Source organism: Streptomyces sp. NPDC001599 (assembly GCF_042893535.1).
GTDB lineage: Bacteria > Actinomycetota > Actinomycetes > Streptomycetales > Streptomycetaceae > Streptomyces.
Window position 1 is genome coordinate 123,673 of the sequence record NZ_JBIAVA010000015.1, and the last position, 26,239, is coordinate 149,911.

The window sequence follows — 26,239 nt, forward strand, 5'->3', positions numbered from 1 at the left end:
TCTTCCGGTCAGAGCCGGGTGACGTCGAGACCGCCGTCGGCGTACTGCCGGCGCAGCACCTTCTTGTCGAACTTGCCGACGCTCGTCTTCGGCACCGTCTCGATGACCGTCCAGCGTTCCGGGAGCTGCCACTTGGCGATCTTGCCGTCCTCGGCGAGGAAGGTGCGCAGGGCGGCGAAGTCGGTGGTGGCGCCCTCCCTGAGGACGACGGTGGCCAGCGGGCGCTCGCCCCACTTGTCGTCCGGTACGGCGACGACGGCGGCCTCGGCCACGTCCGGATGGGCCATCAGCGCGTTCTCCAGCTCGACCGAGGAGATCCACTCGCCGCCGGACTTGATGACGTCCTTGGCCCGGTCGGTGAGGGTGAGGAAGCCGTCCGGGGAGATCGTGCCGACATCGCCCGTCTTCAGCCAGCCGTCCTCGCTGAACTTGTCGTCGGGACGCAGCGGATCGGCCCCGGGGCCGTTGTAGTAGGCACCGGCGATCCAGTTGCCGCGCACCTCCAGCTCACCGGCGGACTCGCCGTCCCAGGGCAGGCGCTCGCCGCCGGGCCCGGTGAGCCGGGCCTCCACACCGGCCGGGAAACGCCCCTGGGTGAGGCGGTACGCGAACTCCTCGGGCGTCCCGACCACGTGGGCCGGCGGCCGGGCGATGGTGCCGAGCGGCGAGGTCTCCGTCATGCCCCAGGCGTGGCAGACCCGCATGCCGAGCGCGTCGAACGCCTCCATGAGGGAGGGGGGACAGGCCGAGCCGCCGATGGTGACCTGGGTGAGGGAGGAGACGTCGCGGGGCCTGGCCGTCAGCTCGGCCAGCAGGCCCTGCCAGATGGTGGGGACGGCGGCGGCGTGCGTCGGCCGCTCGCCCTCGATCATCGCGGCGAGGGGCGCGGGCTGGAGGAAGCGGTCCGGCATCAGCATGTTCACGCCGGTCATGAAGGTGGCGTGCGGCAGTCCCCAGGCGTTGACGTGGAACTGCGGGACCACGACCAGCGAGATGTCCTGGTCGGTCAGGCCCATCGACTGGGCCATGTTGACCTGCATGGAGTGCAGGTAGATGGAGCGGTGGCTGTAGACCACGCCCTTGGGGTCGCCGGTGGTGCCGGAGGTGTAGCACATGGCGGCCGCGGCCCGCTCGTCCAGCTCGGGCCAGTCGTAGGCGGTCGGCTTCCCGGCGATCAGGTCCTCGTACTCGTGCACCTGGACGGCGGCCCCGTCCAGCAGGGAGCGGTCGCCCGGCCCGGAGACGACGACGTGCTCGACCGTCTTCAGGTGCGGCAGCAGCGGGGCGAGCAGCGGCAGCAGCGAACCGTTGGCGAGCACGACCCGGTCGGCGGCGTGGTTCACGATCCAGGCCAGCTGCTCGGGCGGGAGGCGGAGATTGAGGGTGTGGAGGACCGCGCCCATGGAGGGGATCGCGAAGTAGGCCTCGACATGCTCGGCGTTGTTCCACATGAGGGTCGCCACGCGTTCGTCGTCGCCGACGGCGAGGTCCTCGCGCAGGGCGTGCGCCAGCTGGGCGGCGCGGGCACCGATCTCGGCGAAGGAGCGGCGGTGCGGCTCGTCCTCACCGGTCCAGGTGGTCACCTGCGAGCTGCCGTGGATGGTCGACCCGTGGGCCAGGATCCTCGATATCAGCAGCGGTACGTCCTGCATCGTGCTCAGCACGGTGTCCTCCCGGGGCGACATTGCCTACGCGGCGGTAAGGGTTGCGCTGATTCTGCGCACATACCGCGCGGTATGTCACTAGTCCCGGGTGATCGATCAGTGGGCGGGGCCGAATACGCGATCCCACCGGGTTCTCACATACCGGGTCATTACCGCACGAACCCCAGCTCAGGGTCCTCGCGGAGCTTGCCGAGGGCCCGGGAGACGGCCGACTTCACGGTGCCCACGGAAACTCCGAGCACTTCGGCCGTACGGGCCTCGCTGAGGTCCTCGTAGTACCTGAGGACGACCATCGCGCGCTGCCGGGCGGGCAGCTTCATGATCGCCCGCCACATCGCGTCGTGCAGGGCCTGCCGCTCCGCCGGGTCGTCGCCGCCGGACACGGGCTCCGGCTCGGGCAGCTCGTCGCAGGCGAACTCGTCGACCTTGCGCTTGCGCCACTGCGACGTGCGGGTGTTCAGCAGCGCCCGGCGCACATAGCCGTCCAGGGCGCGGTGGTCCTCGATGCGTTCCCAGGCCACGTACGTCTTGGTGAGCGCGGTCTGCAGCAGGTCCTCCGCGTCGCTCGGGTTCGCGGTGAGCGAGCGGGCGGTACGCAGCAGCACCGGCTGGCGGGCCTTCACGTACGACGAGAACGACGGGTACGGGAAGGTCTGCGTCCTTGCCGTGGCCGCGGCCGGTGCGGCGGCCCTCGCCGTGGCCGGCGCCATGGCTGTGGCGGCGTTCGAAGCGCTGGTGCAGACGGGTGTGGTCATGGCTCAACGCTATGAGCGAGGGGGCACCCGGCGGATCGGCCGCAGGTCCCGAAGCCGAGTCCGCCTCAGGTTGTAGGGGTGGTGTTGGCCCCACCTCCTGTAGGTGGAGTGGGGGAGGACGGGTACTGCGGGTTGACCCCTGGGGGTCCGCACGAGGCGGAGACGAAGCGGACACGAAGCGGATACGAAAACGTCCGGGCGACGGTACCGGAGTACCGTCGCCCGGACGCACTGCGACCCCATGAAGCACACCCGCAAGGACCCGAGGGGCCGGCGCGGCAGCGCACCCGCGCCGGCCCCTCAGCTCACCACCACAGCGGCGAGAAGGTGACGGCCACGTTGTCGTTGCCCTGGTTGATCGACGTGAAGGCGGAGCCGTCGACCTGCGCGGTGTTGCTCTGGTTCGAGGCCCCCGAGCCGACCGCCTGCTGCTGCGTGGTGGACGAGTTGCCGTTGTTGTCGTCGCCGACGCCGCTGCCGAGGATTCCGGCGTTGGCACTGGCGGCGGTCGCGTTCGATCCGTCGTCCGCGAAGGCGCCGTTGTCCGCCGTCGCCACCCCGCCGAAGAGAGCGGCGGCGAGCGGAAGGGCGGCGACGGCGGCGACGACACGGGCGGTACGGATGCTTGCCATGTTGTTCCTCCAGAACAAGTGCGCACCGGCTTCCAGCCGACAACGCGAGAAGTACGTGAACCAGGATGTGTGCCAAGGCAGTTGGCCGACCGCCTCGACGCTGTGCACGACGTCGCGTGATCAGAATTGCCCACCGAATCCCCGGCGAACCACCCCGGAAGCCCTGATTCGCCCTCAAGCGTGAGGACAAGTCGATAAACCCCTTTGCTGCCCTTCCTCCCCACGTCGGGACAGCACGGACGACTCCACCTCAAGCACCGCAAGAGGTGAAGCGTTCCGCCACTTTCTCCCCACACCCCTCCCTCCCCGGCGTGTCGCACCCTCCGCCCTTCCCTTTCTCGAACATACGTACGAACATAGACCCATGGCCACCACCGACCGGCGGGCCACGACACTGGCCCTCGCACACGCCCTGTCAGCCGCGGAACGCGGACTGGCCGTCATCCCGCTGGCCCGGACGAAGCTCCCGGCGCTGCGCTCCCCCCACCGCGACGCCCCGGCCTCCGAGCCCTTCACCTGCCGCGGCGAGTGCGGCCGCTTCGGCCACGGTGTCCACGACGCCTCCACCGACCCGGACCGCGTCCGCGCGCTGTTCGCCGCCGCCCCGTGGGCCACGGGCTACGGCATCGCCTGCGGTCTGCCGCCGCACCACCTGATCGGCGTCGACCTGGACACGAAGTCGACGGCGGTGCAGACGGACTCCTCCACTGCCCTGCGCGAACTGGCCCTGCGCCACCTGTTCACGATCCCGCCCACGGTCGTCGTCCTCACCCCCAGCGGAGGCCGCCACCTCTGGCTGACCGGCCCGCCGGACCACGTCGTCCCCAACTCGGCCGGCCGGCTCGCCCCCGGCATCGACATCCGGGGTGCGGGCGGCTACCTCGTCGGCCCCGGCTCCCGCACCCGCCACGGCGCCTACACGATCGCCCCCGGCACGTCCCACCTCAGGCCCGCACCCTGCCCGCCCGCACTCCTGCGCCTGCTGCTTCCGCCCCCCGCGCGGCGTGCCGACGGCGAATCGGCGGGCGACGGGCGCGGCCTGGTCCAGTTCGTCCTGGGGGCCCACGAGGGCCAGCGCAACACCCGCCTCTTCTGGGCGGCCTGCCGCGCCTACGAGAACGGCGTCGGCGCGGCCCTGCTGACCCCCCTGCTGGAGGCCGCGCGGGCCACCGGCCTGACCGAACGCGAGGCCCGCGCGACGATCGCGTCGGCGGCCCGCATGACGGGCCGACACCCCTGACGGAAACGCCCCGGCATCCCTGACGGAAACGACCCGGCATCCTGACGGATACGACCCGGCTGAAGCCGGCCGGAACGACCCGGCTGATACCGGCCCAGTGGAAGCGGCCCGATGGGCACCGGCCGTTACGGAAGCCGAGCACCCGCCCTGCGTCTCTGCCGGGCTGTGCCCCCTCCCCACTCCACCCTCCGCACTCCACGCACCTCACCGGCACGCAACCGAAAGACCCCGATGCACGACCGTTCTCCCAGAGTGCCGACCCTGTCGCTGACCCGGATCGTCCTGTCCTGCGGCCGCAGCGTCGAGCTGACCGAACTGCGCCTGACCCCGACCTACGGCGACATGCCGCCGGGCTACCCGTGCCGCCCCGTGAACGAGAAACGCATCCGGGCACTCCTGGACACCGCCGCCGGGTTGTCCCCCACCATGCCGGTACACCTGATCCCCCCGCCGCGCGATTACCCGGACCAGTACGCGGGCGCCTTCGGCCCCGTCGAGACACTCCCGCGCGTGGCCTGCGTCGGCCGTTTCTCCTCCATGCCCCTGGCCCCGGCCAAGGACCCGGTCGCCCACCGCTCCGGCCTGACCGTCATCTGGTTCCAGCCGACGACCCGGATCCCGGACCCGTACGACACGGACCCCGCCCTGCGGGAGGTCGACTGGACGTCCTTGGCACAGGACTACGAGCTGGAAGTCCCCCCGTACGGACCTTGAGCCCCCGGCCGTCCGCTCCCGCCCTCTCCCGCGCCACTGCCCACCTCCGCCTCGTCCTTCTCCCACGGCCGGACCCCCAGCTCGCCGGTGGTGCCGAGGTCGAGGTGCGGGGCGACCACCACCGGGTCGGAACCGGCCTCGGCCCGGACCCTGACGTAGGGCACGGTCACCGCCTCGCCGAACTCGGTGGTGTTGCGCCACGCCAGCCCCGACACGGCGGACTCACCGGGCCGCAGCGTCACCGGCCGCGGCGGCCCCTCGCCCCCGCCCGCCATCGGGATGCCGTCGGTACCGCGCAGGATCGCGATCCCCTCCACCGGCTGGTGCTCGGCGTCGAGCAACTGGAGCACCGGATAGCCCTCCAGGGAGTACGTCCGGCTCCCGCAGTTCTCCAGGTGCAGCCCCACGACACGCAGTCCCATCGCCGCGTCGCCCCGGTCGGCGGTCAGCCGCAGCCCGGACGCCGGACAGGAACTCGCGGGCGCCGGCGCCTCGTCGGAGGGCACCCGCTCCACGTCGAGAATCCGCACCCGCCCGGCGTCGAGCACCCCGCCGCCCGGATACCCACCGTGCTCAAGAGTCCTCCGCACGGTCTTCCCCGCCCCCACGGAGGCCACCGTCTCCTCGACGTTCGACATCGCCCGGCCCTGCTCGTCCATCAGGGAGAAGGTGATGGTGTACGTGAAGGGCTCGGCCTCCGGGTTGGTCACGTCGTACTGCACGGCACACGGCCCGGCCGCTGCCCCCACCCCCGGCAGACTGTCCGCCGTGACCGACACCCCGGGCCTCCGGCTCGCCCGCCCACTGGGAGACGCACTCGCCCCGGCACCGGCCCGCTCCACCGTCCCGACGACCCGGACACCGTCACGCTCGGCAGCACCGACGCCGGCTGCGCCGCCGTCGGCGGTGGCACCGCCCGCACACGGCCCCGTCGTCTCCCCACCACCGCCCGCCGCGGAGCCGGCGGTCTGAGTACCGCAGCCACCCAACACAAGACCGGCCACAAGAACACCGGAGACCGCCAACGCCGTGCGGAACGGGGGAATTCGCATCGCCCCACCCCACCAGCCCCACCACACCCCGGCCGTGGCGGAAGCCACACCTCCGGTCACAGCCCTGTCACAACCGGAACGACAACGGCCCCTGACCACAACGCCTGGTCAGGGGCCGTCAATCACCTGTCGGAACATGGTGCGGGCCACAGCTTTCCAACCTGTCGGCACGCCCCGGCCGTTACCGCGTCGATCTGTGCCGATCGTTGTGCCCATGGCCACGGATCCGTCACCGTCCGTAGGAAGTGGACGTGCCAGACCCGTGCCAGTTCATCGGCCGGCTCCGCGCTTTCACGGACGAAGCCGCCGAGCACTGCCCTGGCAGGCTGGCATGAGCCCCTGCCGAGCATGGCCCCCCCATCGCTCAGCGCGTTGCGCTGCCAGAGCCCGTCAGGGGTGAGGAACCGGGCCGCGTGGTCAGCACGGGGATGGGCATCGAGCGGCAAGAGCGCACCGAGGGCGGGTGCAATCGTCAAGTGTTGTGGATTGCGTGACGGGTGCTTGGCCGGTCACCCCTCGTCGAGGCAGAGGCAGAAGGGGTGGTCGGCGGGATCGAGGAGCACTCGGACGTTCTCCTGCGGCTGGTCCTCGGCCGGCGTGGCGCCCAGGGCGACCGCCTCGGCGACCGCCGAGTCCAGATCACCGACCTGGAAGTCGAAGTGCATCATCGGACGCTGTTCGCCGTCGACCGGCGGCCAGACCGGAGCCCGGTAGCCTTCCGCCTGCTGGAATACGAAGAATGGCCCGTGCGGTGAGGCCGTGACGACGGCCGTTCCGGGTTCTTCGTGTCCGATGTGCCAACCGAGGAGTTCGGCGTAAAACCTCGCCAGACCGCCGGGGTCCGGCGCCTCGATCGCCGTTCCCCACCACATACCATCAGTTCGAGATTTCATTCCGGCAGCCTGTCTTAGGGGCGCCTGCTTGTCGCGGGTGAGGCGCGCCCACGCAGCGACGACTTGGTTGCACTTCACCAAGACGCCGCGCTCGGACGTCGCGCCGGCCCGGACCAGCGGAACCAGGTGCGGTGCGTCGACGGCCCGCCGGCGGTGCTTGGCGGCACGGCCGGGCGTGACATAGCGGCGGTGTGTAAGACGTGCGCCCCCCGGCAACCTCCTGATGCCGCAGTGCACCGCTGCGCGGAGCACTGCGCCTTACACGAAGGGCATGTGCCCGGCCATCCTGCACTGGTCCGCACGACGGTCGAGACCGGGGGTGGGAGACGTGCCTCGTACGCAGTCCAGGTGTGGAGCGCTCACGGAGAAGGGCACTCGGTGCCGGCGGCTGGCGATGGTCGGTGCATCGCGATGCAACCTGCACCGTGGCGAGTGGTCGTCGTACACCATCGAGAAGCGCAAGGAAGCCGAACGCAAGGCGAAGACACGCAAGCGTCGCAGGTGACCCCCAGCCAGTGTGAGGTGACATCCACGACTGACATCAACGGCAGCGGACAGCCGCGGCGCAGTACGGCCTGACATGGCCACGGCCGTCCTCTCTCAGCCGAGGTTGAGCTCAGTTCTTCTGTTCCTCAACCAGGCCACAGGAGACGGGAAACGACTCCAGGAACTCCCTTCGTGCGGGGTCCTGTTCCGCTTCGGCCAAGCCGGCGAGCACCTGCAAGAGGCGGTCGCGCTGGTCCAGAGGCAGACGCAGCAGTTCCCCGCCCATACCTTCCATCATCTTCACCGCGGAGTCGGGATCGACTTCGTCGTCACCGCAGCTCTCGAGGAACCAGACGGCGTCGACAACCAACCCTGCAAGGGCTGACACAAGCGGATCTATGGCGGTCACCCTCCGCAACCTAGCCGACCCCTACGTCTTCCTCCTGCCGGGCCGTGTTCGACGCGATTCGGCGAGGCTGTCCTCGTACTCGGGCTGCCAATGCCGTACTTGCTCCACGGTGAGCGGATGCTGTGCGATCAGGAAGGACTCGACCCGCACTATCTCGGACCGGCCGGGCCCGCACGGCGCCGTCGGCCCGCTCGATGGCACGCACCGCCTCCAGTTCGCGTCGAAGAAGCCCATCCGGAACGTCCCAGGGGAACGGCCCGGAAGACAACACCGGAGGGGACATGCCGCCGAGCCGGCCGACCACGCTCTCTTGAGCACACATGGTGTCGGACGCTGGCAGCAGCCAGGCATCTCGGATCAAGGAAGGCATCAGGAGCGAGCGTGGACGACTGGCGCCCAGATCAGCACTCGAACCGGCCACGAACGACCACAGCTTCCCAAGCTGAGGCCTCCGACATCGTCGGCCGCCGTGGCGGACTGTCGTCGGCTGAGGCTCAGACGGGGACAGGGAAATCGTGGGGAACGACAGCGTCCGGCGGACAGCGCGACGGCGACGGCCCCCGACCGTAACGCCTGGTCAGGGGCCGTAACTCGCTGCGGTGGGTGTGGGATTTGAACCCACGGTGACTTGCGCCACGACGGTTTTCAAGACCTTTCGGGGTCGCGAGCCATTGACCGCTGCGCTGCAGGTCAGAAGCACGCAAGCGACCTCGACCAGTTGTCCTGATCGCCATCGTGTCCGCAACGTGCCCCGGAACGAGGTGCCGGCTCTACGCGACCATCACGTGCAAGGCCCCGGCAACCATGATGAAGGTGCCGATGGCTGCAGGTAGCCCTCCTACGGCGGCTGCGGGAACCGAGGCTGCACCTGCAACTGCGATGATCACTGCCCACCGCAGTGGGAGACGCTCTGGCTGACGCTCTACTTCATTCGACTGGCTACGACTGCGTACGCTCGACAAAGGCGTATCTCCCACTCTGCTGTCCGGCTGAGAATCAGAGCGCCACCTACGGTGGCTCCCGGCTGGTACCCGGGGGCCACCTTGCTCTTCAACACAACTGATCCCGTAGCCCTCTTGGGCTGCGGTTTCCACAATGCCCGCGTCGCCCTGACGGAAGCGAGTAGAGTACGAGCACGGCTTGATCCGCCGGTGAGGGTTACCAAGTTATGTAACGAGGACCCTCACAGGCGGATCAAGAGGTTCAGAACAGGGGGTCCAAACTCGGTGGTCAACTTCTTCGACCTGTTTCCGTTGTCCGCAAGCGAGCTCAAGCGGTTCCAAGCTCGCCACACCAAGCTGGAAAGGATCACCGCCGAAGCGAAGCGCGCGTCCACGCAGTTCGCGGGCATCAGAACGGGCAAGCAGTTGGTCCTTCGCAGCGGCTTCGTCTTCCGCCAAGACCCAGCCGGCGTCCCAGGGGACGCTTCCGACCGGCTACTGCCGCCGCCAGAGGAACGACCGCCAGCTACACGGTTGGCGTCACCGCGCGGCATCGCCTTGAAGGTCTTCCTCACCGCAGCGTTCGTCGCGCAATCACGCAGCCCTGGTGAGCGGCCTACGAACACGCTCCCTCTCAATGACCTCGACGCTGTTAGCTGGGTTGACCTCTTCGCAACGCCAGCAGTACGGGGTGGTGGCCTCAAGACTTACGCCAGCATTCGAGACAAGAAGGCGCGTCAGCTTCACCACGCCTTGGGACGGCTCTCCAGCGCCGAGGTACAACTCATTCATCTACCGAACGCCTCAAAGGCCGTGGGCAAGTACGAGGGGTTCCTGCTGCTGCATGAGCAGGGCACCCCCTACGGCGGCGGGGAAAATTCTGACCGCTACACAGTGCCCGGTCAGGACGGACGAGAGCTTCTGCTCAACCTACCTGCAGGACTATTCACTAACGGCTGGATCCATCTCTTGGAAGACAGTGAACTTGCGTTCCTGCTAATGATCGCGTGGCTGCACGCGAAGTTCGGCCATCAGCCGGTTTTTGCCGCAAGCGATATACGTCTGCTCCAGTTCGGGCTGAGCAAAGATGCCTATGAAGCTCACCGCATGCTTAGTCGGTTCGGACTCGTGGAGGTCGAGGAGGACGAGGGCCGCTACATCGAGGGCGGCAAGATGGCTGGTTTTCAGGAAGGCCAACGTCCCAAGCTCCATCGGTTCCAGCTAGCACCCTCTGGCTTCGATCAGCAGGCTACGGACAAGGTACGCGAGGTTATCGAGTTCAAGTTGTCCTGAGACAGCCTCCATTGGCCGAGCGCTCCCTCTTTGACGCAGTGTGTCTCTCAGATACGCGTGGACGTGGATCAGATTTCGTTTAAGGGAGGGGTGCCACGCAGCACGAGACACCCCTTCCGAGGTATCAAATGGGTGAGCGTACTTCACCGCAGCTGTCGTCATCGTTGTAGCCGGCGTGCGTTCCTTGCCTGTGCTCTCGCCCATTGAGCCACGAGTCCGCAGCTTCGGCCACTTGATCATCACGACCCACGACTGGCCGGGCGTAGTGCCTGGTGGTAACGCTCGCATTCGAGTGGCCAAGCCGGTGTGCGGCTGTCATCACACCGTACCGGTCGGCGACCCACGTGCCGTGCGAGGCACGCAGATCGTGCGGGGTGACGTCAGTCAGCCCAGCCGCGGCCACAGCGGGATCGAAGTACGCCTTGCGCCACTGGTTGTAACGCAGAGGCTTGCCGCCGGGGGTCGTAAAGAGGAGTGCGTCATCCCCGCCGGACAAAGTCTCCAGGTGCCGGCCGAGCCGCTTGGCGAGGGACGGGCCCACCCGGAGCAGTCGCTTCTGATGCGACTTGGGAGTGTCGAAGATCAGCGTGCCGTTCGCTTCGGCGAGGTTCTCGTCGACCAGGACGAAACCCCCGGACACGTCAATGTCCACGCGCCGCAAGGCGAACGCCTCGCCCACCCGGAGACCCGCGTACGCGAGGAGCGCGATCAGCAGGTCATGCGGCTTGGTCGCGCCCTTGACGATCCGCGACGCTTCCAGCGGTGTGAGGATGTGCGGCTCGGTCTGCGGCATCCGAGGCAGCCTTACGCCCCTGCACGGCGTCTGCGGGATCATGTCGTTGTCGACGGCAGAGCGCATGATCTGCGACAGCACCCGGTACGCCTGCCGGATGCGCGAGGCGCTGAGCCCCTTGGTCCGCATCGCCCCCACCCACTCGGTGACCGTGATGGGCCGAAGGCTGGAGAGTTCACGATCACCAAGTGCCGGATTGATCAGGGAATTGATCAGTGACCGGTACGACGCCTGAGTCTTGTGCTTGAGCTGAGGCGACACGGCCGCGAGCCAGCGAGCCGCCCAGTCGCGAACGGTCGTCTGCCCCTCGGCCGGGTCGAGCCAGCGCCCCTCTTCGATCTCGATGCGCTTCCGCATGAGCCAGCGGTCCGCGTCCGTGGTCGTGGCGAACGTCCGGTCCGCAGGACGCAGCACACCATCAGGCCCCGGGTAGCGAGCTTGGAATCGGCCGGACGGCAGCTTGCGGACACGGCCGAAGCCCCGGCGGGACTTGCGCTTGCCAGCCATCAGGCAGCCCTCCTAAGTCCCGTGGGCCGCAGGAGGATCGGTTCCACGGTGTTGGCGCTCACGTACGCCTCTACGGCGGTTTCAGGGATACGGACGTGCCGGCCGACCTTGACGAAGGTGATGCGGCGCTCCTCGATGAGGCGTCGAGGAAAGCGCACCCCCGTACCAAGGCGTTCGGCGACCTGGTCCACGGTGAGGAGCCGGTCCACAGTCACCACTCCCCCTCGTCTGCGGCCAGTCCGGCCAACGCGTCGCGGGCAGTCTCACGATTGGTCTGGAGCCCGCGCGCGATGGTGTCGGCGAGGACGGATTCACCAGGGCTGTGGCCGTGTCCGGCGTACTGCCAATTGGTGAGGACGAGGACGGTGTCCGGCTCGCGGTCGTCCAGGGCGAGGGCGGCGTGTTCCTGGGCGGCGCGGTAGTCGGCGCGTGTCTGGCGGAGGGCGCCGAGGGTGGTGGAGTAGCGGCGGGATTTGGAGGAGAAGTGGCCGCGGAAGCCGAGCATGTGAGCCCAGGCCCAGAGGCGCCGGTCCGGGTAGAGGCGGTCCAGGTCGCGGCATGCGGTGATGAGTCGGCGGGTGTGATCCGGGACTTGGTGGCGGTCGAGTTCGGCGAGTTCGCCGATGCGGCGGTCGAGGGTGCCGGTGTTCTCGGCGGCTTTGGTGGAGTACTTGGCGACGTAGGAGGCGACGGCCTGTTCGGTGATGTCGGAGCCGTCGCCGAAGGCCTTTACCGGGCGGACGTCGAGCTGTGTGCCCCAGTGGAAGGACCGGGCCGGTTGGTCCCCGGCGGCCGGGACGGAGACGGACGTGTAGGAGTGCGCCGCAGCAGCGTGAATGGCCTCGGCGAGGAGGTCGACCGTTGCCCAGGCAGGCGGAGGCGTTCCGGGTCCATCCGGCCCGTCGAGCCGGATCACCGAATGGAAATGCAGAGCACCGCGCTTCTGAAACTCGGCGACCTTGCCGTATGAGACACGAACGCGGTCGGTGAGTTCTCGGCGGGTGAGGCCAGCGCGGGCGGCAAGTTCGCGGCGCAGGCGGGTGGTGAAGCGCTGCCAGAGCTGCCCGGCGTGGTTGTTGAACAGGACTTCGCCCGCGTAGTCGTACGTGGTGGGGTCGAGGGCAGTCCCCAGTTCCGTGGCGTCCGGGGCGTGCTGGGTGCCGCAGCGGCAGGTGCCGTGGTCGGGCCGATTGTGGACCGGACCGAAGGAGGGAGCGGTGAGCGTGGCGAAAACGCGCGGGTGATCCCTCACCGTGGCCGGGACGTCTCGGCGGTCGTCTCCGGCCAGGCCCGCGCGGATGAGGTGGTAGGTGTCGCCTGCGTAGGTCCAGGCGCAGGAGGGGCAGCGGGAGGCTCGGCGGTTGCCGCAGGCGAGGCGGAGGCGTCCACCAGGCTCAACGGCGGTCGTGTAGTGGTGCAGGGTCTCGCCGGTGGTCTTGTCCTTGTGGAGGGTCCAGCCGGTGAGGTGGATGGGGTCGGAGCAGCCGCCGGTGCGGCGGATCTGGTCTTCCCACCGGCTGTAGTCGGGGGCCGAGGCGACGCGGAGGAGGTCGCCGAGGGTGATCGGGTCGAGCAGCGGGGCGTGCGCGGTCGGGGCGCGGTGCGCCATGCTGGGTGCTTCCTTCCGGTTGTGAGATCGGTTGGGGACAGCGCCCGGGCGGCGGATGCTTGGCGGTATCGAGGCCGCCCGGGGGCCGGTCAGCGACGCTTGGCGTCGGCCTGGACGAGGGAACGGATCACCAGGGCGCAGACGGCGATCGAGGCGCCTGTGATGGCGACGGCCAGGAGCAGCGAGACGAGCACGGCGCCGACGACCAGGACGACGGCCGTTCCGCCGCCGACGAGGGCGAGGGCGGTGCCGGGGGTGAGCTGCACCGTGGGCCGGGTCGGCGCGGGAGCGACCGGAGCAGGAGGCGGAACCTGCACGCTCGGCACGACGGCGGTCGGCTCGACGACCACGGGCGGCGTGAGGTGGCCGGCGGGCGTGGGGTTGGTCGGGATCTTCGGGCGGAGCATCGGTGTTCTCCCTTCGGGTCGTGCTACTTGACGAAGCCATTGACGACGGGGGCCAGCACGCTGTCGGCGAGGAGGAAGCCGCCGAGGAGCAGTACGGCGATGAGCCACCAGGGCGGGCGGATGAGCTTGACGCCGAGGTAGCCGACGGCGAGGAGCGCGAGCCAGAGCGGGACGTCCATCGGGTGGCCTCCTAGCTGACGCGGCAGCGGTGGGTGCGGGCGGCGAGCTGTGCGGCGGACTGGCTGGAGTAGTCGGCGGACCAGCCGCAGCGGTCGTTGGTGCACACGGCGGCGTGTTTGGTCTGGCCCCGGCAGTCGCGGTGGGTGCCGATCTGCACGGGGCCGATCCGCATGACGGAGTGGAAGAAGTCGCGGGCGGGCATGTCAGCCGGTCTCCTGTCGGGGTGCGGTCGGGTCAGGTGAGTTGGGCGGCGATGGCGTCGGCGAGGTGAGGCGGGACGCCGAGGCGGGCGCGGAGGGTGTCGGTGTCGATCGGGTCGCCGGTGCGGGCGTGGTGGTCGTCGGCGACCTTGCGGGCGTGGTCCACGAGGGCGGCCGGGACCGGCACGGCTGTGGGCAAGGCAGGGGTTTCCTCGATCTGCGGGGCGACGGGGGGTTCAGGCACCGGGCCCGGCTCAGCGTCAGCCGTTTCGGGCGCGGAGTCTTGAGCCGGGACGGAGGGCGCCGGCGGAGCCGGGGCGGGGGCCGCGGGTGAGTGGGTGAGGAGGGTGCCGCCCATGAAGGCCAGGGCGGGCCAGGCCGCGACGAGGATGCGCAGCCAAGGCGGGACGTCGCCGAGGTCGAGGAGCCCGGCGGTGGCGACGTTGGCGCCGAGCGAGGCGACCAGGGCGATGAGGAACCAGCACCAGGCCAGCCGGGACGGCCCATCGGCGCGCAGCCGTCGCCAGGCGGCGACCAGGAGCAGGTCGACCGAGACGGGGTAGGCCCAGGCTTTCCAGCCGGTCTGTCCGGCAGCGGCGGCGAGGTCGTGGAGGTGGGCGAAGGACAGCGCCCCGGCGATGACGGCTTGAATGAGTACGGCGTCGATGCGGAGAGCGGGGCGGGCCATCACGGCTCCTTCCTGTGATCAGGCATGGCAGGGGTAGGGACCCGGCGCGAAGGACGGTCGCGCCGACCGTGGGAGGGGGGTGTCAGGCGGTGGCGGGGGCTGTCTTGGACAGCGGCACGCGGGCCGAGGGCAGCGGAGCGACCGCGGGCCGGAAGGGCGCGAGGGCGGGCAGCTCGGGGGTGCGGTCGGCGTGCTTGTTGCAGACGTTCACGGCCTGGCGCAGCGTGGTGTGCGGGGCGCGGATGCGGTGCCAGCCGCCGGTGGAGTCCCCGGCGATGGCGATACCGCGCGTCTCGGCGGGAATCTGGATGGCGGCGAGAACGGCATCCGGGGCGATGTCGCCGAAGGCCATGTTCGCGGACGTCTCGTCGTTGACGCGGTGGGCGGTGCGGCCGGTGAGCTGAGCGCGGAGCATGGTGATGCCCTTGCCGAGTTCGGAACCGAAGCGCTGCCCGCAGATCTCCAGGTAGACGCCGGCCGCGCGGCCGAGCTGGGCGAGGCGGACCAGGGCGGTGATGATCCGGTCCCGGCGCTTCTCTTCCTCCTTGCTGGCGAAGAGCGCGAGTTCAGCGACCTCGTCGACCAGGACGACCACCGGCACCGGCCGCAGGTCCTCGGGCAGGTCCCAGATGTCGGCGGCGATCTCCGCATCCGGCACGGCAACGCTGATCCGCTGCTCGGCGCGGATAAGTTGATACACGTCCTGCATGTGGGACACCAGCGCCTCCAGCAGCTCCAGCGCGATATCCGGGTTGTCGGCAAGCGCGGAGAACCGGCGGGCCAGCGGGAACAGCTCGACCCCCTGCTTGCAGTCGATGCCGACCAGCGCGACGTCATGCGGGGCGAGCCCGGCGACGAGGTTGCGTTGATAGACTGATTTGCCGGACTCCGTAGCGCCGAGGGTCAGACCGTGCGGGACGGCGCGGTAGTCGCGGTAGTGCACCGACCCGTCCTCCCGCAGCGCGACCGGGACACGCATCGGCCGGGTGTCGGTCTTCGTCGGCATCTGCACCCGCTTGAGCACGTCGTAGCCGGTCATCCGGATCTCGACCACACCGGAGCGCAGCTCACGGGAGGTGACGCCGTACATCCCGAAGGAATGGCGCAGCCGGTCCGAGGCGGCGGCAACGTCGAAAGCATCCTGTCCCGGACGGAGTTTGAGCCGGAGGACCAGGCCAGTGTGGGTGGGCCGCAGCCGCAGAATGCGCGGCGCACGGGATTCCGGTGACGGACGGTTGGCCATCCGGGCCAGCATGAGGCGCCAGCACGAGGGCGGAACCGTCAGCCCGCAGGCCTCCATGACGGAGGCGTAGCGGACCAGGACGCGCACGACAGCGAAGGCGACCCCGAAGGTCATCCAGTACCAGGCGGGACGCCGCCACCGCAGGAGACCCGCAGCGGCGACGACCACCAGCAGTAAGACCGTCGGCCACGTCATGGCTCAGGCCGCCTTCGAGCCCGTGCCCGTGGTGGCCAGCGAGGTGACGGCGACCGCGCGGAAGGCGATGCCGTGCCGCTTCTGGCCGTTGAACTCGTTCTCCCACGGCCGGGCGACCAGCCCCGTGAGCGCGGCCGGGGTGCCCATGGTCAGGTCACCGGAGATGCCGGTCTCCGGGACGGTGACGGACAGGATCTCGACTTCGTCGTTGGCCGCGAACATCACGTCCACGGTCATCAGCTTCGCGCCGGTCTCGGCGTCGGTGGCGATCTCGCCGGTACGGCGGTCACGCACCTTGGGCTGCGGGGTCTTGGCGACCATCACGGTCGCGGCGGAGGTGTCGACGGGGATCTGACGCACAGCGGAACACTCCTCTACAGATGCTGAACTCTGTCACTCATGTATATGAGTGACATGGAGAAGAGTGCATCACTCCTGTACATGAGTCAACCCGCCGCGGCATCGAAGTCACGACGGGTTGCGATAAGTTGAGCGAGCGTCAGTCGGCGGCAGGGATCCGGTACTCGAAAACGAACTGGTCAGCAGCCATGAGCGTGTCGCAGACCTCCACCACGACCCCAGCCGTCGTACGGGCCTCCCGGATCAGATGAACCACCGGCGCACCCGGACTCAGCGCCAGTTCGGACGCTTCCGCCTTGGAGGCCGGCCGCGCTTGCAGCGTCTCGACGAACTCCGCGAACTCATGCCCGTGGTCTTCGAGCCGGGCGTAGATGCCACCGCCGCCGGGGTTCTCGGCGAACAGCTCGGGGATGTCCTTGACGACGTCCCACGGGAGGTAGGAGGAGGCGGTCTCGACCGGGGTGCCGTTACGGAAGTAGAGGCGCCGCCGGGCAAGCACCTGAGTGCCGGCGGGGACGCCCAGCCGCTGAGCGGCATCCGCGGGAGCCTCCATGGGACCGATGTAGAGAACGCTCACTTTGGCCGTGGCGCCGGACTGCGCGGACTCCGCGAGGTACGCCGCCTTGCCGCCCTGGCGGAGCGAGCGCCGGAAGCGGTCGGAGGAACGGTGCCGCACCGGCGGCCGGTCCTTCACGATCGAGCCCTTGCCGTGCCGGGTCTCGACGAGCCCGCTCGCCCGCACCTCGACCATGGCCTTGCGGATCGTGCCCCCGGACACGCCGTAGCGGTCCACCAGCTCCGATTCACTCGGCACCATGTCACCGGGCTTGAGCACACCCGCACGGATCTGCCGCACGATGTCGTCCGCGATCTGCACGTACCGAGGCCCGGACCTGCCCCCCTCTACCGCAGTTCCCATAGTCCTTCTCTGCCTCCTATGCTCCTGTACATGAGTCAACCACAGGAAGCAACGTCGACGCCCCTGCACTCCGTATCCGTAGCCGGAGTCGTCGTGCGCGAAGACGGCCGCCTCCTGGCGATCCGCCGAGCCGACAACGGCACCTGGGAACTCCCCGGCGGCGTACTCGAACTCAACGAGACCCCAGAGGCCGGCGTAGCCCGCGAAGTCTGGGAAGAGACCGGCATCCACGTCGAGGTCGACGAACTCACCGGCGTCTACAAGAACACCACCCGAGGCATCGTCGCCCTGGTCTTCCGCTGCAAGCCTTCCGGCGGCACCGAACGCACCTCAAGCGAGTCCACAGCCGTCTCCTGGCTCACACCCGACGAGGTCAGCGACCGCATGGCCGAGGTCTACGCGATCAGACTCCTGGACGCCCTAGACGGGGCTGGCCCCCACGTACGAAGCCACGACGGCAAGCACCTCATCCCAGCGGGATAAGACTTTCCCTACTTCATCAAGGCCCGCGCACGGCGCGGGCGCGCGCCGCCTCTGCGGCGCGGCCTGCCTCCTGTCTTCGCCCCGGCTGGCCGCGCCCGGCGGCGCGCTCGGCGGCTGCGGGCATGAAGTGGGGAGACACCCTCTGTGGCTGGGGCGGTCGGCTCCACGGCTTTAGGCAGCCACTTTGGGGCGAGCCTCTAAGATCTTGGCCCCAACGTCGTGCTTTAACGGGCAGGTCCACTGACTGCCCGACTCGCCATCAGCTTACGGGGCCAAGATCACTCGCCCCAAAGCAGCTCCAGCCCAAAGCCGCTCCGCCGACCTCGGCATCAACAATGGGTTCCGATCAAGTACCCGGGATAGCAGGCGAGCTCAGCCCCTCGGAACGGGCATAGTGCACCAGCCATCCCTTCGAAGTGATCTCGATTGACCGACGTCTCTGGTCATCTTCATCCCTACTGCTGTTGACCAAGCCGTATCTCTCAAGCTCGACTACGTTCTTCCGCATATGCGCACGGTCATTGAAGTTGAATTGTTCGTAATCGCTAGGCGAACAAGTCCCTCCGAATGACGCCAGGTCCTCAAGGAGCGTCCAGGTGCGAGGTTGCATTTTAGCGCTAGCCTCGTGCTTGATTGCTTCATCCTCAAGCCATTGAGTGAACTCTTCGGCTATTTCACGCTCCGTCTTGGACAGGAAAAACTCGGCCTCGCCAACTTGCGAAAAGCTCTGCGCATGCCTCAATGAGTCGCGAAGGTTCTTATGAGTGACCTCGTATACATGCTCAAAAGACGAGGCAGAAACTGGCGCCTTACTGTCTGCTCTTACGGAGTAATGGCGCAACCTGGTCTGAATCAGGTGCGGAATGAATTCATCAGCGACCGGGGTGATCTCGATAGGGTCTGACAGTACGCCATTCAGGCGAGGCGTGGTCGCCACACTCCTCGCAATCCCGCGGGCACCACATAGGACCCACCGCATCCCGCTCAGTTGAAGAATCGGATCACGGATTTCTTCGAGCAGGCGTCGGGCAGCGGCGGACGTCTCCAGAAGCTCCAAGTTATCGATGACACCTACCAGCCCACCGGTTCCCTCAGGGAATGCATCGCGCAGCCATGTCCTGATGGTGGCTCTAAAACCGGCATTAGAGAAGCCTGCCGAGCCATTCGCCGCCGCACTGCCCGTTAGCCCACCGCCTCCGAAGGGGGAGGAAATAGTTAGACCGCGCCCCTTCAAGACCGGAGCTTCAAGCCATGCCTTGATGTCCTTAGTCTTTGGCACCTTCCGGCCTGCTCGCTTAAGAACCTCCTCGTTATCGAGGAAAGCCCGAGCGACCGCAAAATAGCAATCACTGATAAATTCTGAAGCGTCCTCCTTGATTTGCAACGCCTCAGGAAGGGAGAGATACAACTGGGTCGTCTCTCTTCTTCGAAAGCGATCGCTTGCAACCCAAGCAGCCACTGCGACCAGGCTCGTCTTTCCTACCCCGTTCGGCCCTTCGAGGACGACATGCGTGTCCCCCTCTTCGATCCTGCGCAGTAAGGATCGAAGTTCGACATTTCTACCGACAAGCAATTCTCTACCATCAGCGTTCGACGGTAGAGGCTTAACCACGTACGGATTGCTTCCGAATCCCAACCCTTGCCAGAAGTCCATGTGCCCCTCCCCAAAGGTCTGATGTTACAAGGGAGACACGTTCCGTGTCAGGCAAGCGAGCTGGTTGCTGTGCATCACAAATCCTGTCTCGCAGATCGGCACGAGTAGGACAAGACCTACTGGCGCGAGCGTTGGGCCGTCCTCGGGCCGTCCAAGGTCAGCCAACGCTGACTGATAACGACAGAAGCCCACGGCGTCTGAGCTGGTCAGATCCGTGGGCTTTGTCAGGTCCGCTGGTCAGCGGAAGGGGTGGTCAGTGGACGGGTTTCAGAGTGCTGACCGAGGGGGCGTCACCTGAGGAGTGTTCTTGCCTGGCCCTCTTCAGGGCTGGAGTTCGCCCACGGCCAGGAGGTGACCGCGGCTGGTTGCTACGCGGAGCACGTCTCGCAGGGCCCCGGTCAGTTCGGTCAACATGCCGCGCAGGTCTTCCGGGATGGTGTCCCGGTCGACGAGTACTGCCGACACGTGCTCCATGAGGTCAGCCGCCATCCCGAGTTGTACCGCTTCGATGTTGTCCGCCAGGCGGGACATGTAGCCGCTCCTGTCATCGGTGCTCAGGTAACAGGGCTTACCGTCGGGGCCCGACCACGGGAGGAGTCGTAGTTCGTTCTGCGGTGTCATCTGTGCGCCTGCCTTTCTTCGATCACGTGGTGGGTGCTGAAGACGGCGTCGACACGGTCCCCAGGGAACACGAGCAGCGCCACCTCAACGACTCGCCCGCTGTTGTCTGCCGCAACACGAGCGATCGCGAGAACGGCGGAGGCCGTGTTGATCCGTAGGGTTGACGCCTCATCCGGGGTCGGGAGTCGGGCGGACACCGTCTCGTGAACCTCGGCCGGCGGCGGGTCCGGCACAGAAAAGCTGGGCTCCGCCCACGCTCCTGAGGTCCGGTCGGCGAGCGCAGTGGTCGGGGTCAGATCTCGCGGTCGGTAGATGCGGGCCAGGCTGTGTGGAGACTCGCCCTCATAGCTGAGATGGAAGAACTCGGTCAGCGGGTCTCCGTCGTCCACCTTCAGAAGCTCTGCCAGGTGCCCCCGCGCGGGCATCGCGGTAGTGCGGACTGTCACGCGCAGGTTCACGTCTGCGGCGGTCCGAGGATCCAGCGTGCCCCACCCACCGACGTACGTGATCTTGCGCAGAGGGCGGCGGACGAAGTTGCCCTTGCCGTGGATCTTCTCGACAAGGCCTTCCCTCTGGAGAACCGCGAGCGCGCTTCGCAATGTCGCCGTACTGACCTTGTACCGGTCCGCCAGGGCGGACTCAGACGGGAGCCGGTCACCAGGCCCGAGGCGGCCGGTCGTGATCTGTTGTCTCAGGTCGTCAGCGACGAAGAGGCAGCGAGACGTCATGGACTGCGTCACCGCCTTCTCATCATCCGCACGGCGACGAGCCGGGTCCGCCCGTTCATGGTCAGCAGTTCTCCCGACTCGAACAGGAGTTGCTTCGCACCCTGGGAAAGCTGGAAGAGGTCACTCACCCGGCATGCCCGACCACCAACTTGGATGATGTCGCCCCGCAGAACGGTGGCGGCCGTGATCTCGACGTTGGATGCCAGCGCGCTCCCGGGGGCCCAGTTGCTCACCGCTTCACCGCCAGCTGCGTGGAGTGGTCCGGCACAGAGTGGCAGGGGCAGGCGCACGTCTCGTAGATCACCGGCAGGTCGACCGGTCCATGAGATGACGACGCTTCCGCGCAGGCTGCGTGAGTGCCGACCCGGCATGCGGTCGACCGGTAGGCAGCAGCCGCGGCTTCCGAAACGTGAAGGGGTTGACGAGCAGGCATCAGCGAACACCTGCCAGAGCCGAGAACGCCTCAGCCGACAGTCGCGGCGCCACGACCACCGAGCGTTGGCGTGCATGCTGCCGCTCCCAGGCCAGCACGTACGGACGGACGAGCACGTTGTCCTCGCCCAGGAGCAGGTGAAGGCGGTCAGCGGTGTCCGGCATCCATTCCGGGACGGCCGGCGGTTCCACGGCGAACGCGGGAGGCGCCGCCACAGCCGTTCGGAACGGCGTTAAGGCGCGGCGATGCCTGCCCTTGGGGAAGTACCGCGCTCTGGCGAGCGAGACGGCACCACGGATACGGTTGAGCACGCTGCTCAGCTCCTATCGCTGATAGCTCGGTCCCCCGACATCGCCCGTCGTGGGGGCCGCTTTGCGTACGACCGCCCAAAGGGTGCGGCCGTTCAAGCTGGTGGCGTGAAGCCCGAATCGATCAGCCTCCGCCACGACTTCCAGGACCTCCCGCCAAAACTCGGCGGAGAGCGACTCCGGCACCTCCGCCTCGACCGACGTACTCCGGTCGTGCTCCTCCACGCGTGTGGTGAGCCCGACCGCCGATAACCGAGCGGCGATGGCCTCCGCGCTCACTCGCGAAGCGGGCACAGGGAAGCCTCCGTCACTCGGCGATCACTTTGAGTGAAGCTAGTTAACTAGATTAGAGCTAGTGGACTAGATTTTCCATATGCCTGAGCAGCCGCCCTATCTCCGCATCGCCGACGAGCTACGGCAGCGGATCGCGGAGCACGTGTGGGAACCGGGGGACCGGCTTCCCTCCCGCGCGCAGATCGGCCAGGAGTGCGGCGTAGGCGAGAACGTCATCCGCAGAGCTCAGGAGCTGCTGATCTCCCAAGGCGTGCTGGAGGGCCGAGCCGGTTCGGGCACCTACGTCGCCGAGCCCCGGCAACGCGTGCGCGTGGTGCGGTCGTCGGCGCGCGAGCAGCCCGAAGTGTCACCGTTCCGGGCGGACATGAAGGCCGTCGGCAGGCAGGGCGACTGGGAGAGCAGAACGGACGCCAAGGTGCCGGCCCCGGCGGAGATCGCCGCCCGACTCGGGATCGCCGAGGGCGAGCTGTGCGTCAGGACCGCGTACGAGTTCCTGGCCGACGGCAGGCCCGTGCAGCTCTCGACCAGTTGGGAGCCGTACGACCTCACCGCCGGGACTCTCGTCGTTCTTCCCGAGGGAGGACCACACGCAGGCGCGGGCGTCGTGAACCGCATGGCCGCGATCGGCATCACGGTCAGCCACGCCGTGGAGCAGCCCGAGCCCAGGCAGGCGACCGCCGAGGAGGCGTCGCTACTCGGCATCCAGAAGGCCGCACTGGTCACACACATCCGACGGACGTACTACAGCGACGACGGTAGGCCTGTCGAAACAGCGGACATCGTGGTGCCCGCCGCGCACTGCGAGATCGTGTACGAGATTCCGATCAGCCGGGCATAGGCGACCAGGCGGCAGGGCCCATCAGGCATGCCCCAGCCGTGCCCCTTCCGTGCCCGATCGGCCGGGAAATCGCGGGGAACGGCGGTGTTCGGCGGGTAGCACGCATGGCGACGGCCCCCGACCGTAACGCCTGGTCAGGGGCCGTCAACAACTGCGGTGGGTGTGGGATTTGAACCCACGGTGACTTGCGCCACGACGGTTTTCAAGACCGTTCCCTTAGGCCGCTCGGGCAACCCACCCGCGCGCCGTCCCGCCCGGGGCGGAGCGGGTACAGCCTACCGGCCCCGTCCGGCGGGCGGGGCTCACGTGGGGTGGGGAGGGCGGGCCGCGGCCCAGGCTGCCTCGATCATCGGGAAGATCTCGTCGAGGGCGGCCTCGGGGTCGGGGGCCTCGCGGGACAGCGAGTAGGCGTCGATCACGAACCGCGCGAGGGTGCGGGCGGCGGTTTCGCTCCGGGTGAGGGTGGGGTCGGCGGCGATGGCCGTGGCCAGGGCTTCCGCGTGGCGCAGGCGGACCGAGTCGTCGTACTTCCGCAGGGCGGGGGACGCGTCGATCATGCGCCAGATCGGGGCCGCGCTGTCCGCGGTGCAGTGCCGGACCAGGGCCAGGATCTCGTGGCGCAGGGCGGGGATCAGCGGCTCGTCCGGCGCCCGGTCGGTGACCGCTCTCGTGAGGCGGTGCTCGAAGTCCTCGTCCTGCTCGAAGACCAGGGCCTCCTTCGAGGCGAAGTGGGAGAAGAGCGTCGTGACGGCCACGTCGGCCTCGGCGGCCACGTCACGGATGCCCACCGCGTCGTACCCGCGTTCCAGGAAGAGTCGCAGCGCGGTGTCGGCGATCTTCTGGCGGGTCGCGGCCTTCTTGCGCTCACGGCGGCCCGACTGCTGCACGGTCATGACGCGCAGGCTAGCAGGTAGGAAACCGTAACCGTTATGAAACACTATCCGTTAGTGTTACGGTCGGCCGCATGAAGAAAGTGAGCTTCGAGGAATTCGGCGGTCCGGACGTCCTGCGGCTGGTGGACGCCGAGGAGCCCCACGCGGGGCCTGGTCGGATACGCATCGCCGTGCGGGCGGCGGGGGTGAATCCCGTCGACTGGCGGGTCAGGGAGGGGCAGGTGCTGGGGGCGCATCCGGTCGTGCTGCCCTCCGGGGTCGGGCTGGACGCCGCCGGTGTGGTGGACGAGGTCGGCGAGGGGGTCACCGGGGTCGGGGTCGGCGACCGGGTCTTCGGGGAGGGCGCCGACACCTACGCCGAGTTCGCCGTGCTCGGGGCCTGGGCGCGGATGCCGGAGGGGCTGTCCTTCGAGGAGGCGGCCGGGTACCCCTCCGTGGTGGAGACCGCGCTGCGCGTCATCCGGGAGGTCGGTGTGCGGCCGGGGCAGACGTTGCTGGTCAGCGGGGCCTCCGGGGGAGTCGGGTCGGCCGTTCTGCAGATCGCCCGCGAGCGCGGCGTCAGGGTGATCGGTACGGCCGGTGCCGCCAACCAGGAGTACCTGCGCGACCTCGGTGCCGTCGCCACGACGTACGGCGAGGGCTGGGTCGAGCGGGTGCGGCGGCTCGGCGACGTCGACGCCGCTCTCGATCTGGCCGGTTCGGGTGTGATCCGCGAACTGGTCGAGCTGACCGGGAGTCCGGAGCGGGTCGTCAGCATCGCCGATCTCGGGGCGCCCGAGTTCGGCGTCCGGTTCTCCGGTGTGGCCGGTAGCGTGCCGGCGGCGCTCGCCGAGGCCGTCGACCTGATCTCGCGCGGGAAGCTTCACATCCCGGTCGAGAAGTCGTACGCACTCGCGGAGGCGGCCGCCGCGCACGTCGACAGTCAGGCCGGACACACGCGCGGGCGCCGGGTCGTCGTCGTCTGAGCCTGCCCGGAGTGCGGGGTCCGGTCCCGCGGCCCGGATCCCCTGCCCCCCGCACCCTGCCCCGCTGAACGCACTTCGCCACCGGGGGGCCGGCCCCCCGGTGGCGAGATGGATGCGGAACGCGGCGTCAGTCGTCGCCGAGCTTCGAACCCAGGGTGACCTCGGCGGTGTGCTGCTTGCCGCCGCGCTCGTAGGTGACGGTGACCTCGTCGCCGGGCTTGTGGGTCCAGATCTCGCCGATCAGGGTCGGACCGCTGTCGATCACCCGGTCGTCGAGCTTGGTGATGATGTCACCGGGCTTGAGTCCCGCGTCGTCGGCGGGGCCGCCCTTCTCGACCGGGTCGGAGCCGCCCACGCCCTGCTCGGTGAGCTTGGCGCCGTTCGTCGTCTCCTCCAGGGAGACGGAGGCACCGATCTTCGCGTACACCGGCTTGCCGCTCTTGATCAGCTGCTGGGCGACGAACTTCGCCTGGTTGACCGGGATCGCGAAGCCCAGGCCGATGGAGCCCGCCTGGCCGGTGCCGAAGCCGCCGTTGCCGGTCGACTGGATCGCGGAGTTGATGCCGATGACGTTGCCCTGCGCGTCCAGCAGCGGGCCACCGGAGTTGCCCGGGTTGATCGACGCGTCGGTCTGCAGGGCGCTCATGTACGACGCCTTGCTGTCGGCGCTGCCGTCGCTGGAGGCCACGGGGCGGTTCTTGGCGCTGATGATGCCGGTGGTCACGGTGTTGGACAGGCCGAAGGGAGCGCCGATGGCGATCGTCGAGTCGCCCACGGCGACCTTGTCGGAGTCGCCGAGGGGGAGCGGGTTCAGGTCCGAGGGGGCGTTCTCGAGCTTGATGACCGCGACGTCGTAGCCCTGGGCGTGGCCGACCACCTCGGCGTCGTACTTCTTGCCGTCGGGGAAGGTCGCGCTGAGCTTGCCGCCGTCGACCGCCTCCGCCACCACGTGGTTGTTGGTGAGGATGTGGCCTTCCTTGTCGAAGACGAACCCGGTGCCGGTGCCGCCCTCGCCGTTGCTTCCCTCGGCCTGGATGGTGACCGTGCTGGGCAGCGCCTTGGCGGCCACGCCGGCGACGGTGCCCGCGTCGCGCTTGACGGAGCCGCCGGTGTCGGAGGCGGAGACCGTCGTGGAGCCGCTGTCGTCGTTGTTCCTCGCCAGGGTGTAGCCGAGGCCTCCGCCCAGGCCGCCCGCGACCAGCGCGGCGATCAGGACACCGGCGAGCACACCGCCACGTCCGCGGCCCGGCTTCGGTGCGGGCTGCTGGTACGCGGCGCCCCAGCCGCCCGCACCCCAGCCGCCCGCTCCGCCGCCGGCCCCTTCACCGGGGCCTTCGCCGAAGCCATTGCCATTGCCGCCGCCGCTGCCGTCGCTGCTGCCGTCGCCGAAGCCGTTGTCCCCGCCCGCGCCGTACGTCGGGGTCTGCGCCGGGGCGGCGGGCGGCTGCGCCGGGGTGCCGGGCGGCTGGGGCGGGGGCCACGAGGCGTCGGGGGCCGTGGAGCCGTGGGTCGCCGGGTCCGGGGCCTGGGCGGGGGGAGCCGCCGGGGCCTCGGGGGTGGCGGCCGGAGGCTGGTGCGGGGCGTGCGGCGCGGGGGGCTGGGCGGAGGCAGCGGGAGCATCCACCGGCACGGGAGGTGCGGACGGGGCCGGGGGTACCGCGGTGCCCTCGTTCTCGGTGCTCACAGCTTCTCTCCTCGTTCCACGGCTGGTTGTCGCTCACCCTGGTCGCGCTCAGCCACGCTCACGCGCTGCTCCACGGTCCGGCGCGATGCGGATGTGCTGGTGATTTCGTATGCCATCAGCTTTTCCCACGGGCCGTCAGAGCACCATAAGCGGTTGCT

Annotated in this window: 31 protein-coding genes and 1 tRNA gene; 6 read left to right on the top strand and 26 right to left on the bottom strand. The window is 68.7% G+C overall.

The genetic code is table 11. The features are described 5' to 3' along the window. Window positions 1–8: 8 nt before the first annotated feature. The 3 genes from ACFYZ3_RS30765 to ACFYZ3_RS30775 form a co-directional block, all read right to left on the bottom strand. Window positions 9–1,685 carry a long-chain fatty acid--CoA ligase gene (locus ACFYZ3_RS30765; RefSeq protein ID WP_388524442.1) on the bottom strand — a complete coding sequence of 559 codons (1,677 nt, stop codon included), beginning with the start codon at window positions 1,683–1,685 and terminating at the stop codon, window positions 9–11. A 128-nt stretch (window positions 1,686–1,813) separates the two neighbouring features. After that, window positions 1,814–2,419: a SigE family RNA polymerase sigma factor gene (locus ACFYZ3_RS30770; RefSeq protein WP_388524445.1), complete on the bottom strand. Its 606-nt coding sequence runs from the start codon at window positions 2,417–2,419 to the stop codon at window positions 1,814–1,816. 305 nt (window positions 2,420–2,724) lie between these two features. Beyond that, window positions 2,725–3,051, bottom strand: a complete 327-nt coding sequence (locus ACFYZ3_RS30775; RefSeq protein WP_127896132.1) for a hypothetical protein — start codon at window positions 3,049–3,051, stop codon at window positions 2,725–2,727. A gap of 364 nt (window positions 3,052–3,415) precedes the next feature. Between ACFYZ3_RS30775 and ACFYZ3_RS30780 the strand changes: the two genes are divergently transcribed. Together ACFYZ3_RS30780 and ACFYZ3_RS30785 are read left to right on the top strand one after the other, a co-directional pair. Continuing rightward, entirely contained in the window at window positions 3,416–4,291 is an 876-nt protein-coding gene (locus ACFYZ3_RS30780; RefSeq protein ID WP_388524449.1) for a bifunctional DNA primase/polymerase, read from the top strand. 231 nt (window positions 4,292–4,522) lie between these two features. Continuing rightward, window positions 4,523–5,005, top strand: a complete 483-nt coding sequence (locus tag ACFYZ3_RS30785) for a hypothetical protein (RefSeq protein ID WP_388524452.1) — start codon at window positions 4,523–4,525, stop codon at window positions 5,003–5,005. On the opposite strand, the gene ACFYZ3_RS30790 is transcribed toward ACFYZ3_RS30785, so the two are convergent. The 4 genes from ACFYZ3_RS30790 to ACFYZ3_RS30805 form a co-directional block, all read right to left on the bottom strand. After that, the gene (locus tag ACFYZ3_RS30790) at window positions 4,972–6,057 is read right to left on the bottom strand and encodes a DUF4232 domain-containing protein (protein ID WP_388524455.1); all 1,086 of its coding nucleotides are present in this window, start codon (window positions 6,055–6,057) and stop codon (window positions 4,972–4,974) included. The genes ACFYZ3_RS30785 and ACFYZ3_RS30790 overlap by 34 nt on opposite strands. Before the next feature lie 122 nt (window positions 6,058–6,179). Further along, window positions 6,180–6,533, bottom strand: coding sequence for a DUF6000 family protein (locus ACFYZ3_RS30795; RefSeq protein ID WP_388524457.1), 354 nt, complete (start codon window positions 6,531–6,533; stop codon window positions 6,180–6,182). A 33-nt stretch (window positions 6,534–6,566) separates the two neighbouring features. After that, entirely contained in the window at window positions 6,567–7,202 is a 636-nt protein-coding gene (locus tag ACFYZ3_RS30800) for a VOC family protein (protein WP_388524460.1), read from the bottom strand. Window positions 7,203–7,566: 364 nt separating this feature from the next. Next, on the bottom strand, window positions 7,567–7,845 hold the full coding sequence (locus ACFYZ3_RS30805) for a hypothetical protein (RefSeq protein WP_388524463.1): 279 nt from the start codon (window positions 7,843–7,845) through the stop codon (window positions 7,567–7,569). Between the two features lie 1,226 nt (window positions 7,846–9,071). On the opposite strand from ACFYZ3_RS30805, the gene ACFYZ3_RS30810 reads away from it, so the two are divergent. Continuing rightward, window positions 9,072–10,079, top strand: coding sequence for a hypothetical protein (locus tag ACFYZ3_RS30810; RefSeq protein ID WP_388524466.1), 1,008 nt, complete (start codon window positions 9,072–9,074; stop codon window positions 10,077–10,079). Window positions 10,080–10,203: 124 nt separating this feature from the next. Here ACFYZ3_RS30810 and ACFYZ3_RS30815 read toward each other — a convergent pair whose 3' ends face one another. The 10 genes from ACFYZ3_RS30815 to ACFYZ3_RS30860 all read right to left on the bottom strand — a co-directional run bounded on the left by ACFYZ3_RS30815 (window position 10,204) and on the right by ACFYZ3_RS30860 (window position 17,180). Next, the gene (locus tag ACFYZ3_RS30815) at window positions 10,204–11,379 is read right to left on the bottom strand and encodes a tyrosine-type recombinase/integrase (protein ID WP_388524468.1); all 1,176 of its coding nucleotides are present in this window, start codon (window positions 11,377–11,379) and stop codon (window positions 10,204–10,206) included. Beyond that, on the bottom strand, window positions 11,379–11,597 hold the full coding sequence (locus ACFYZ3_RS30820; RefSeq protein ID WP_030403155.1) for a helix-turn-helix domain-containing protein: 219 nt from the start codon (window positions 11,595–11,597) through the stop codon (window positions 11,379–11,381). Before ACFYZ3_RS30820 ends, ACFYZ3_RS30815 begins: the two co-directional genes overlap by 1 nt. Beyond that, entirely contained in the window at window positions 11,591–12,988 is a 1,398-nt protein-coding gene (repSA, locus tag ACFYZ3_RS30825) for a replication initiator protein RepSA (RefSeq protein WP_388524471.1), read from the bottom strand. The genes ACFYZ3_RS30820 and repSA overlap by 7 nt, the downstream gene beginning before the upstream one ends. Before the next feature lie 89 nt (window positions 12,989–13,077). After that, complete coding sequence (locus tag ACFYZ3_RS30830) at window positions 13,078–13,395, bottom strand: SpdD-like protein (protein ID WP_388524474.1); 318 nt, start codon at window positions 13,393–13,395, stop codon at window positions 13,078–13,080. A 23-nt stretch (window positions 13,396–13,418) separates the two neighbouring features. After that, window positions 13,419–13,574, bottom strand: a complete 156-nt coding sequence (locus tag ACFYZ3_RS30835; RefSeq protein WP_361463234.1) for a hypothetical protein — start codon at window positions 13,572–13,574, stop codon at window positions 13,419–13,421. A gap of 11 nt (window positions 13,575–13,585) precedes the next feature. Beyond that, a complete protein-coding gene (locus tag ACFYZ3_RS30840; RefSeq protein WP_388524477.1) occupies window positions 13,586–13,777 on the bottom strand; it encodes a mobile element transfer protein in 192 nt (63 codons plus the stop codon). 32 nt (window positions 13,778–13,809) lie between these two features. Then, the gene (locus ACFYZ3_RS30845; RefSeq protein ID WP_388524480.1) at window positions 13,810–14,463 is read right to left on the bottom strand and encodes a DUF2637 domain-containing protein; all 654 of its coding nucleotides are present in this window, start codon (window positions 14,461–14,463) and stop codon (window positions 13,810–13,812) included. A gap of 82 nt (window positions 14,464–14,545) precedes the next feature. After that, the gene (locus tag ACFYZ3_RS30850; RefSeq protein WP_388524483.1) at window positions 14,546–15,901 is read right to left on the bottom strand and encodes an FtsK/SpoIIIE domain-containing protein; all 1,356 of its coding nucleotides are present in this window, start codon (window positions 15,899–15,901) and stop codon (window positions 14,546–14,548) included. 3 nt (window positions 15,902–15,904) lie between these two features. After that, complete coding sequence (locus ACFYZ3_RS30855; protein ID WP_003950171.1) at window positions 15,905–16,261, bottom strand: hypothetical protein; 357 nt, start codon at window positions 16,259–16,261, stop codon at window positions 15,905–15,907. A gap of 139 nt (window positions 16,262–16,400) precedes the next feature. Next, entirely contained in the window at window positions 16,401–17,180 is a 780-nt protein-coding gene (locus ACFYZ3_RS30860) for a GntR family transcriptional regulator (protein WP_388524486.1), read from the bottom strand. A gap of 18 nt (window positions 17,181–17,198) precedes the next feature. Between ACFYZ3_RS30860 and ACFYZ3_RS30865 the strand changes: the two genes are divergently transcribed. Next, the gene (locus tag ACFYZ3_RS30865; protein ID WP_031186072.1) at window positions 17,199–17,663 is read left to right on the top strand and encodes an NUDIX hydrolase; all 465 of its coding nucleotides are present in this window, start codon (window positions 17,199–17,201) and stop codon (window positions 17,661–17,663) included. A gap of 346 nt (window positions 17,664–18,009) precedes the next feature. On the opposite strand, the gene ACFYZ3_RS30870 is transcribed toward ACFYZ3_RS30865, so the two are convergent. The 6 genes from ACFYZ3_RS30870 to ACFYZ3_RS30895 all read right to left on the bottom strand — a co-directional run bounded on the left by ACFYZ3_RS30870 (window position 18,010) and on the right by ACFYZ3_RS30895 (window position 21,701). Next, window positions 18,010–19,317 (bottom strand): hypothetical protein, encoded by a 1,308-nt coding sequence (locus ACFYZ3_RS30870; protein WP_388524489.1) that lies wholly within the window; start codon window positions 19,315–19,317, stop codon window positions 18,010–18,012. 321 nt (window positions 19,318–19,638) lie between these two features. Then, on the bottom strand, window positions 19,639–19,938 hold the full coding sequence (locus tag ACFYZ3_RS30875; protein WP_388524492.1) for a hypothetical protein: 300 nt from the start codon (window positions 19,936–19,938) through the stop codon (window positions 19,639–19,641). Then, the gene (locus tag ACFYZ3_RS30880; RefSeq protein ID WP_388524616.1) at window positions 19,935–20,666 is read right to left on the bottom strand and encodes a GntR family transcriptional regulator; all 732 of its coding nucleotides are present in this window, start codon (window positions 20,664–20,666) and stop codon (window positions 19,935–19,937) included. Before ACFYZ3_RS30880 ends, ACFYZ3_RS30875 begins: the two co-directional genes overlap by 4 nt. Window positions 20,667–20,674: 8 nt before the next feature. Beyond that, window positions 20,675–20,899 (bottom strand): hypothetical protein, encoded by a 225-nt coding sequence (locus tag ACFYZ3_RS30885; RefSeq protein ID WP_388524495.1) that lies wholly within the window; start codon window positions 20,897–20,899, stop codon window positions 20,675–20,677. A gap of 199 nt (window positions 20,900–21,098) precedes the next feature. Beyond that, on the bottom strand, window positions 21,099–21,410 hold the full coding sequence (locus ACFYZ3_RS30890) for a hypothetical protein (protein ID WP_388524497.1): 312 nt from the start codon (window positions 21,408–21,410) through the stop codon (window positions 21,099–21,101). 12 nt (window positions 21,411–21,422) lie between these two features. After that, a complete protein-coding gene (locus ACFYZ3_RS30895) occupies window positions 21,423–21,701 on the bottom strand; it encodes a hypothetical protein (RefSeq protein ID WP_388524500.1) in 279 nt (92 codons plus the stop codon). 79 nt (window positions 21,702–21,780) lie between these two features. Between ACFYZ3_RS30895 and ACFYZ3_RS30900 the strand changes: the two genes are divergently transcribed. After that, window positions 21,781–22,539, top strand: coding sequence for a GntR family transcriptional regulator (locus tag ACFYZ3_RS30900; RefSeq protein ID WP_388524503.1), 759 nt, complete (start codon window positions 21,781–21,783; stop codon window positions 22,537–22,539). Window positions 22,540–22,693: 154 nt separating this feature from the next. Here the strand turns inward: ACFYZ3_RS30900 and ACFYZ3_RS30905 are convergent. Then, window positions 22,694–22,778, bottom strand: a tRNA-Ser gene (locus ACFYZ3_RS30905). A gap of 63 nt (window positions 22,779–22,841) precedes the next feature. Beyond that, window positions 22,842–23,432 (bottom strand): TetR/AcrR family transcriptional regulator, encoded by a 591-nt coding sequence (locus ACFYZ3_RS30910; protein ID WP_388524505.1) that lies wholly within the window; start codon window positions 23,430–23,432, stop codon window positions 22,842–22,844. Between the two features lie 71 nt (window positions 23,433–23,503). On the opposite strand from ACFYZ3_RS30910, the gene ACFYZ3_RS30915 reads away from it, so the two are divergent. Continuing rightward, window positions 23,504–24,397, top strand: coding sequence for an NADP-dependent oxidoreductase (locus ACFYZ3_RS30915; RefSeq protein WP_388524508.1), 894 nt, complete (start codon window positions 23,504–23,506; stop codon window positions 24,395–24,397). Between the two features lie 127 nt (window positions 24,398–24,524). On the opposite strand, the gene ACFYZ3_RS30920 is transcribed toward ACFYZ3_RS30915, so the two are convergent. Continuing rightward, window positions 24,525–26,081 (bottom strand): S1C family serine protease, encoded by a 1,557-nt coding sequence (locus ACFYZ3_RS30920; RefSeq protein WP_388524511.1) that lies wholly within the window; start codon window positions 26,079–26,081, stop codon window positions 24,525–24,527. Window positions 26,082–26,239: the final 158 nt, after the last annotated feature.

What these genes read in the sequence shown, in the direction of transcription:
- ACFYZ3_RS30765 (WP_388524442.1), bottom strand. Translation starts at nt 1,685, where the DNA reads ATGTCGCCCCGGGAGGACACCGTGCTGAGCACGATGCAGGACGTACCG.
- ACFYZ3_RS30770 (WP_388524445.1), bottom strand. Translation starts at nt 2,419, where the DNA reads ATGACCACACCCGTCTGCACCAGCGCTTCGAACGCCGCCACAGCCATG.
- ACFYZ3_RS30775 (WP_127896132.1), bottom strand. Translation starts at nt 3,051, where the DNA reads ATGGCAAGCATCCGTACCGCCCGTGTCGTCGCCGCCGTCGCCGCCCTT.
- ACFYZ3_RS30780 (WP_388524449.1), top strand. Translation starts at nt 3,416, where the DNA reads ATGGCCACCACCGACCGGCGGGCCACGACACTGGCCCTCGCACACGCC.
- ACFYZ3_RS30785 (WP_388524452.1), top strand. Translation starts at nt 4,523, where the DNA reads ATGCACGACCGTTCTCCCAGAGTGCCGACCCTGTCGCTGACCCGGATC.
- ACFYZ3_RS30790 (WP_388524455.1), bottom strand. Translation starts at nt 6,057, where the DNA reads ATGCGAATTCCCCCGTTCCGCACGGCGTTGGCGGTCTCCGGTGTTCTT.
- ACFYZ3_RS30815 (WP_388524468.1), bottom strand. Translation starts at nt 11,379, where the DNA reads ATGGCTGGCAAGCGCAAGTCCCGCCGGGGCTTCGGCCGTGTCCGCAAG.
- repSA (WP_388524471.1), bottom strand. Translation starts at nt 12,988, where the DNA reads ATGGCGCACCGCGCCCCGACCGCGCACGCCCCGCTGCTCGACCCGATC.
- ACFYZ3_RS30830 (WP_388524474.1), bottom strand. Translation starts at nt 13,395, where the DNA reads ATGCTCCGCCCGAAGATCCCGACCAACCCCACGCCCGCCGGCCACCTC.
- ACFYZ3_RS30835 (WP_361463234.1), bottom strand. Translation starts at nt 13,574, where the DNA reads ATGGACGTCCCGCTCTGGCTCGCGCTCCTCGCCGTCGGCTACCTCGGC.
- ACFYZ3_RS30840 (WP_388524477.1), bottom strand. Translation starts at nt 13,777, where the DNA reads ATGCCCGCCCGCGACTTCTTCCACTCCGTCATGCGGATCGGCCCCGTG.
- ACFYZ3_RS30845 (WP_388524480.1), bottom strand. Translation starts at nt 14,463, where the DNA reads ATGGCCCGCCCCGCTCTCCGCATCGACGCCGTACTCATTCAAGCCGTC.
- ACFYZ3_RS30850 (WP_388524483.1), bottom strand. Translation starts at nt 15,901, where the DNA reads ATGACGTGGCCGACGGTCTTACTGCTGGTGGTCGTCGCCGCTGCGGGT.
- ACFYZ3_RS30860 (WP_388524486.1), bottom strand. Translation starts at nt 17,180, where the DNA reads ATGGGAACTGCGGTAGAGGGGGGCAGGTCCGGGCCTCGGTACGTGCAG.
- ACFYZ3_RS30865 (WP_031186072.1), top strand. Translation starts at nt 17,199, where the DNA reads ATGCTCCTGTACATGAGTCAACCACAGGAAGCAACGTCGACGCCCCTG.
- ACFYZ3_RS30870 (WP_388524489.1), bottom strand. Translation starts at nt 19,317, where the DNA reads ATGGACTTCTGGCAAGGGTTGGGATTCGGAAGCAATCCGTACGTGGTT.
- ACFYZ3_RS30875 (WP_388524492.1), bottom strand. Translation starts at nt 19,938, where the DNA reads ATGACACCGCAGAACGAACTACGACTCCTCCCGTGGTCGGGCCCCGAC.
- ACFYZ3_RS30880 (WP_388524616.1), bottom strand. Translation starts at nt 20,666, where the DNA reads ATGACGTCTCGCTGCCTCTTCGTCGCTGACGACCTGAGACAACAGATC.
- ACFYZ3_RS30900 (WP_388524503.1), top strand. Translation starts at nt 21,781, where the DNA reads ATGCCTGAGCAGCCGCCCTATCTCCGCATCGCCGACGAGCTACGGCAG.
- ACFYZ3_RS30910 (WP_388524505.1), bottom strand. Translation starts at nt 23,432, where the DNA reads ATGACCGTGCAGCAGTCGGGCCGCCGTGAGCGCAAGAAGGCCGCGACC.
- ACFYZ3_RS30915 (WP_388524508.1), top strand. Translation starts at nt 23,504, where the DNA reads ATGAAGAAAGTGAGCTTCGAGGAATTCGGCGGTCCGGACGTCCTGCGG.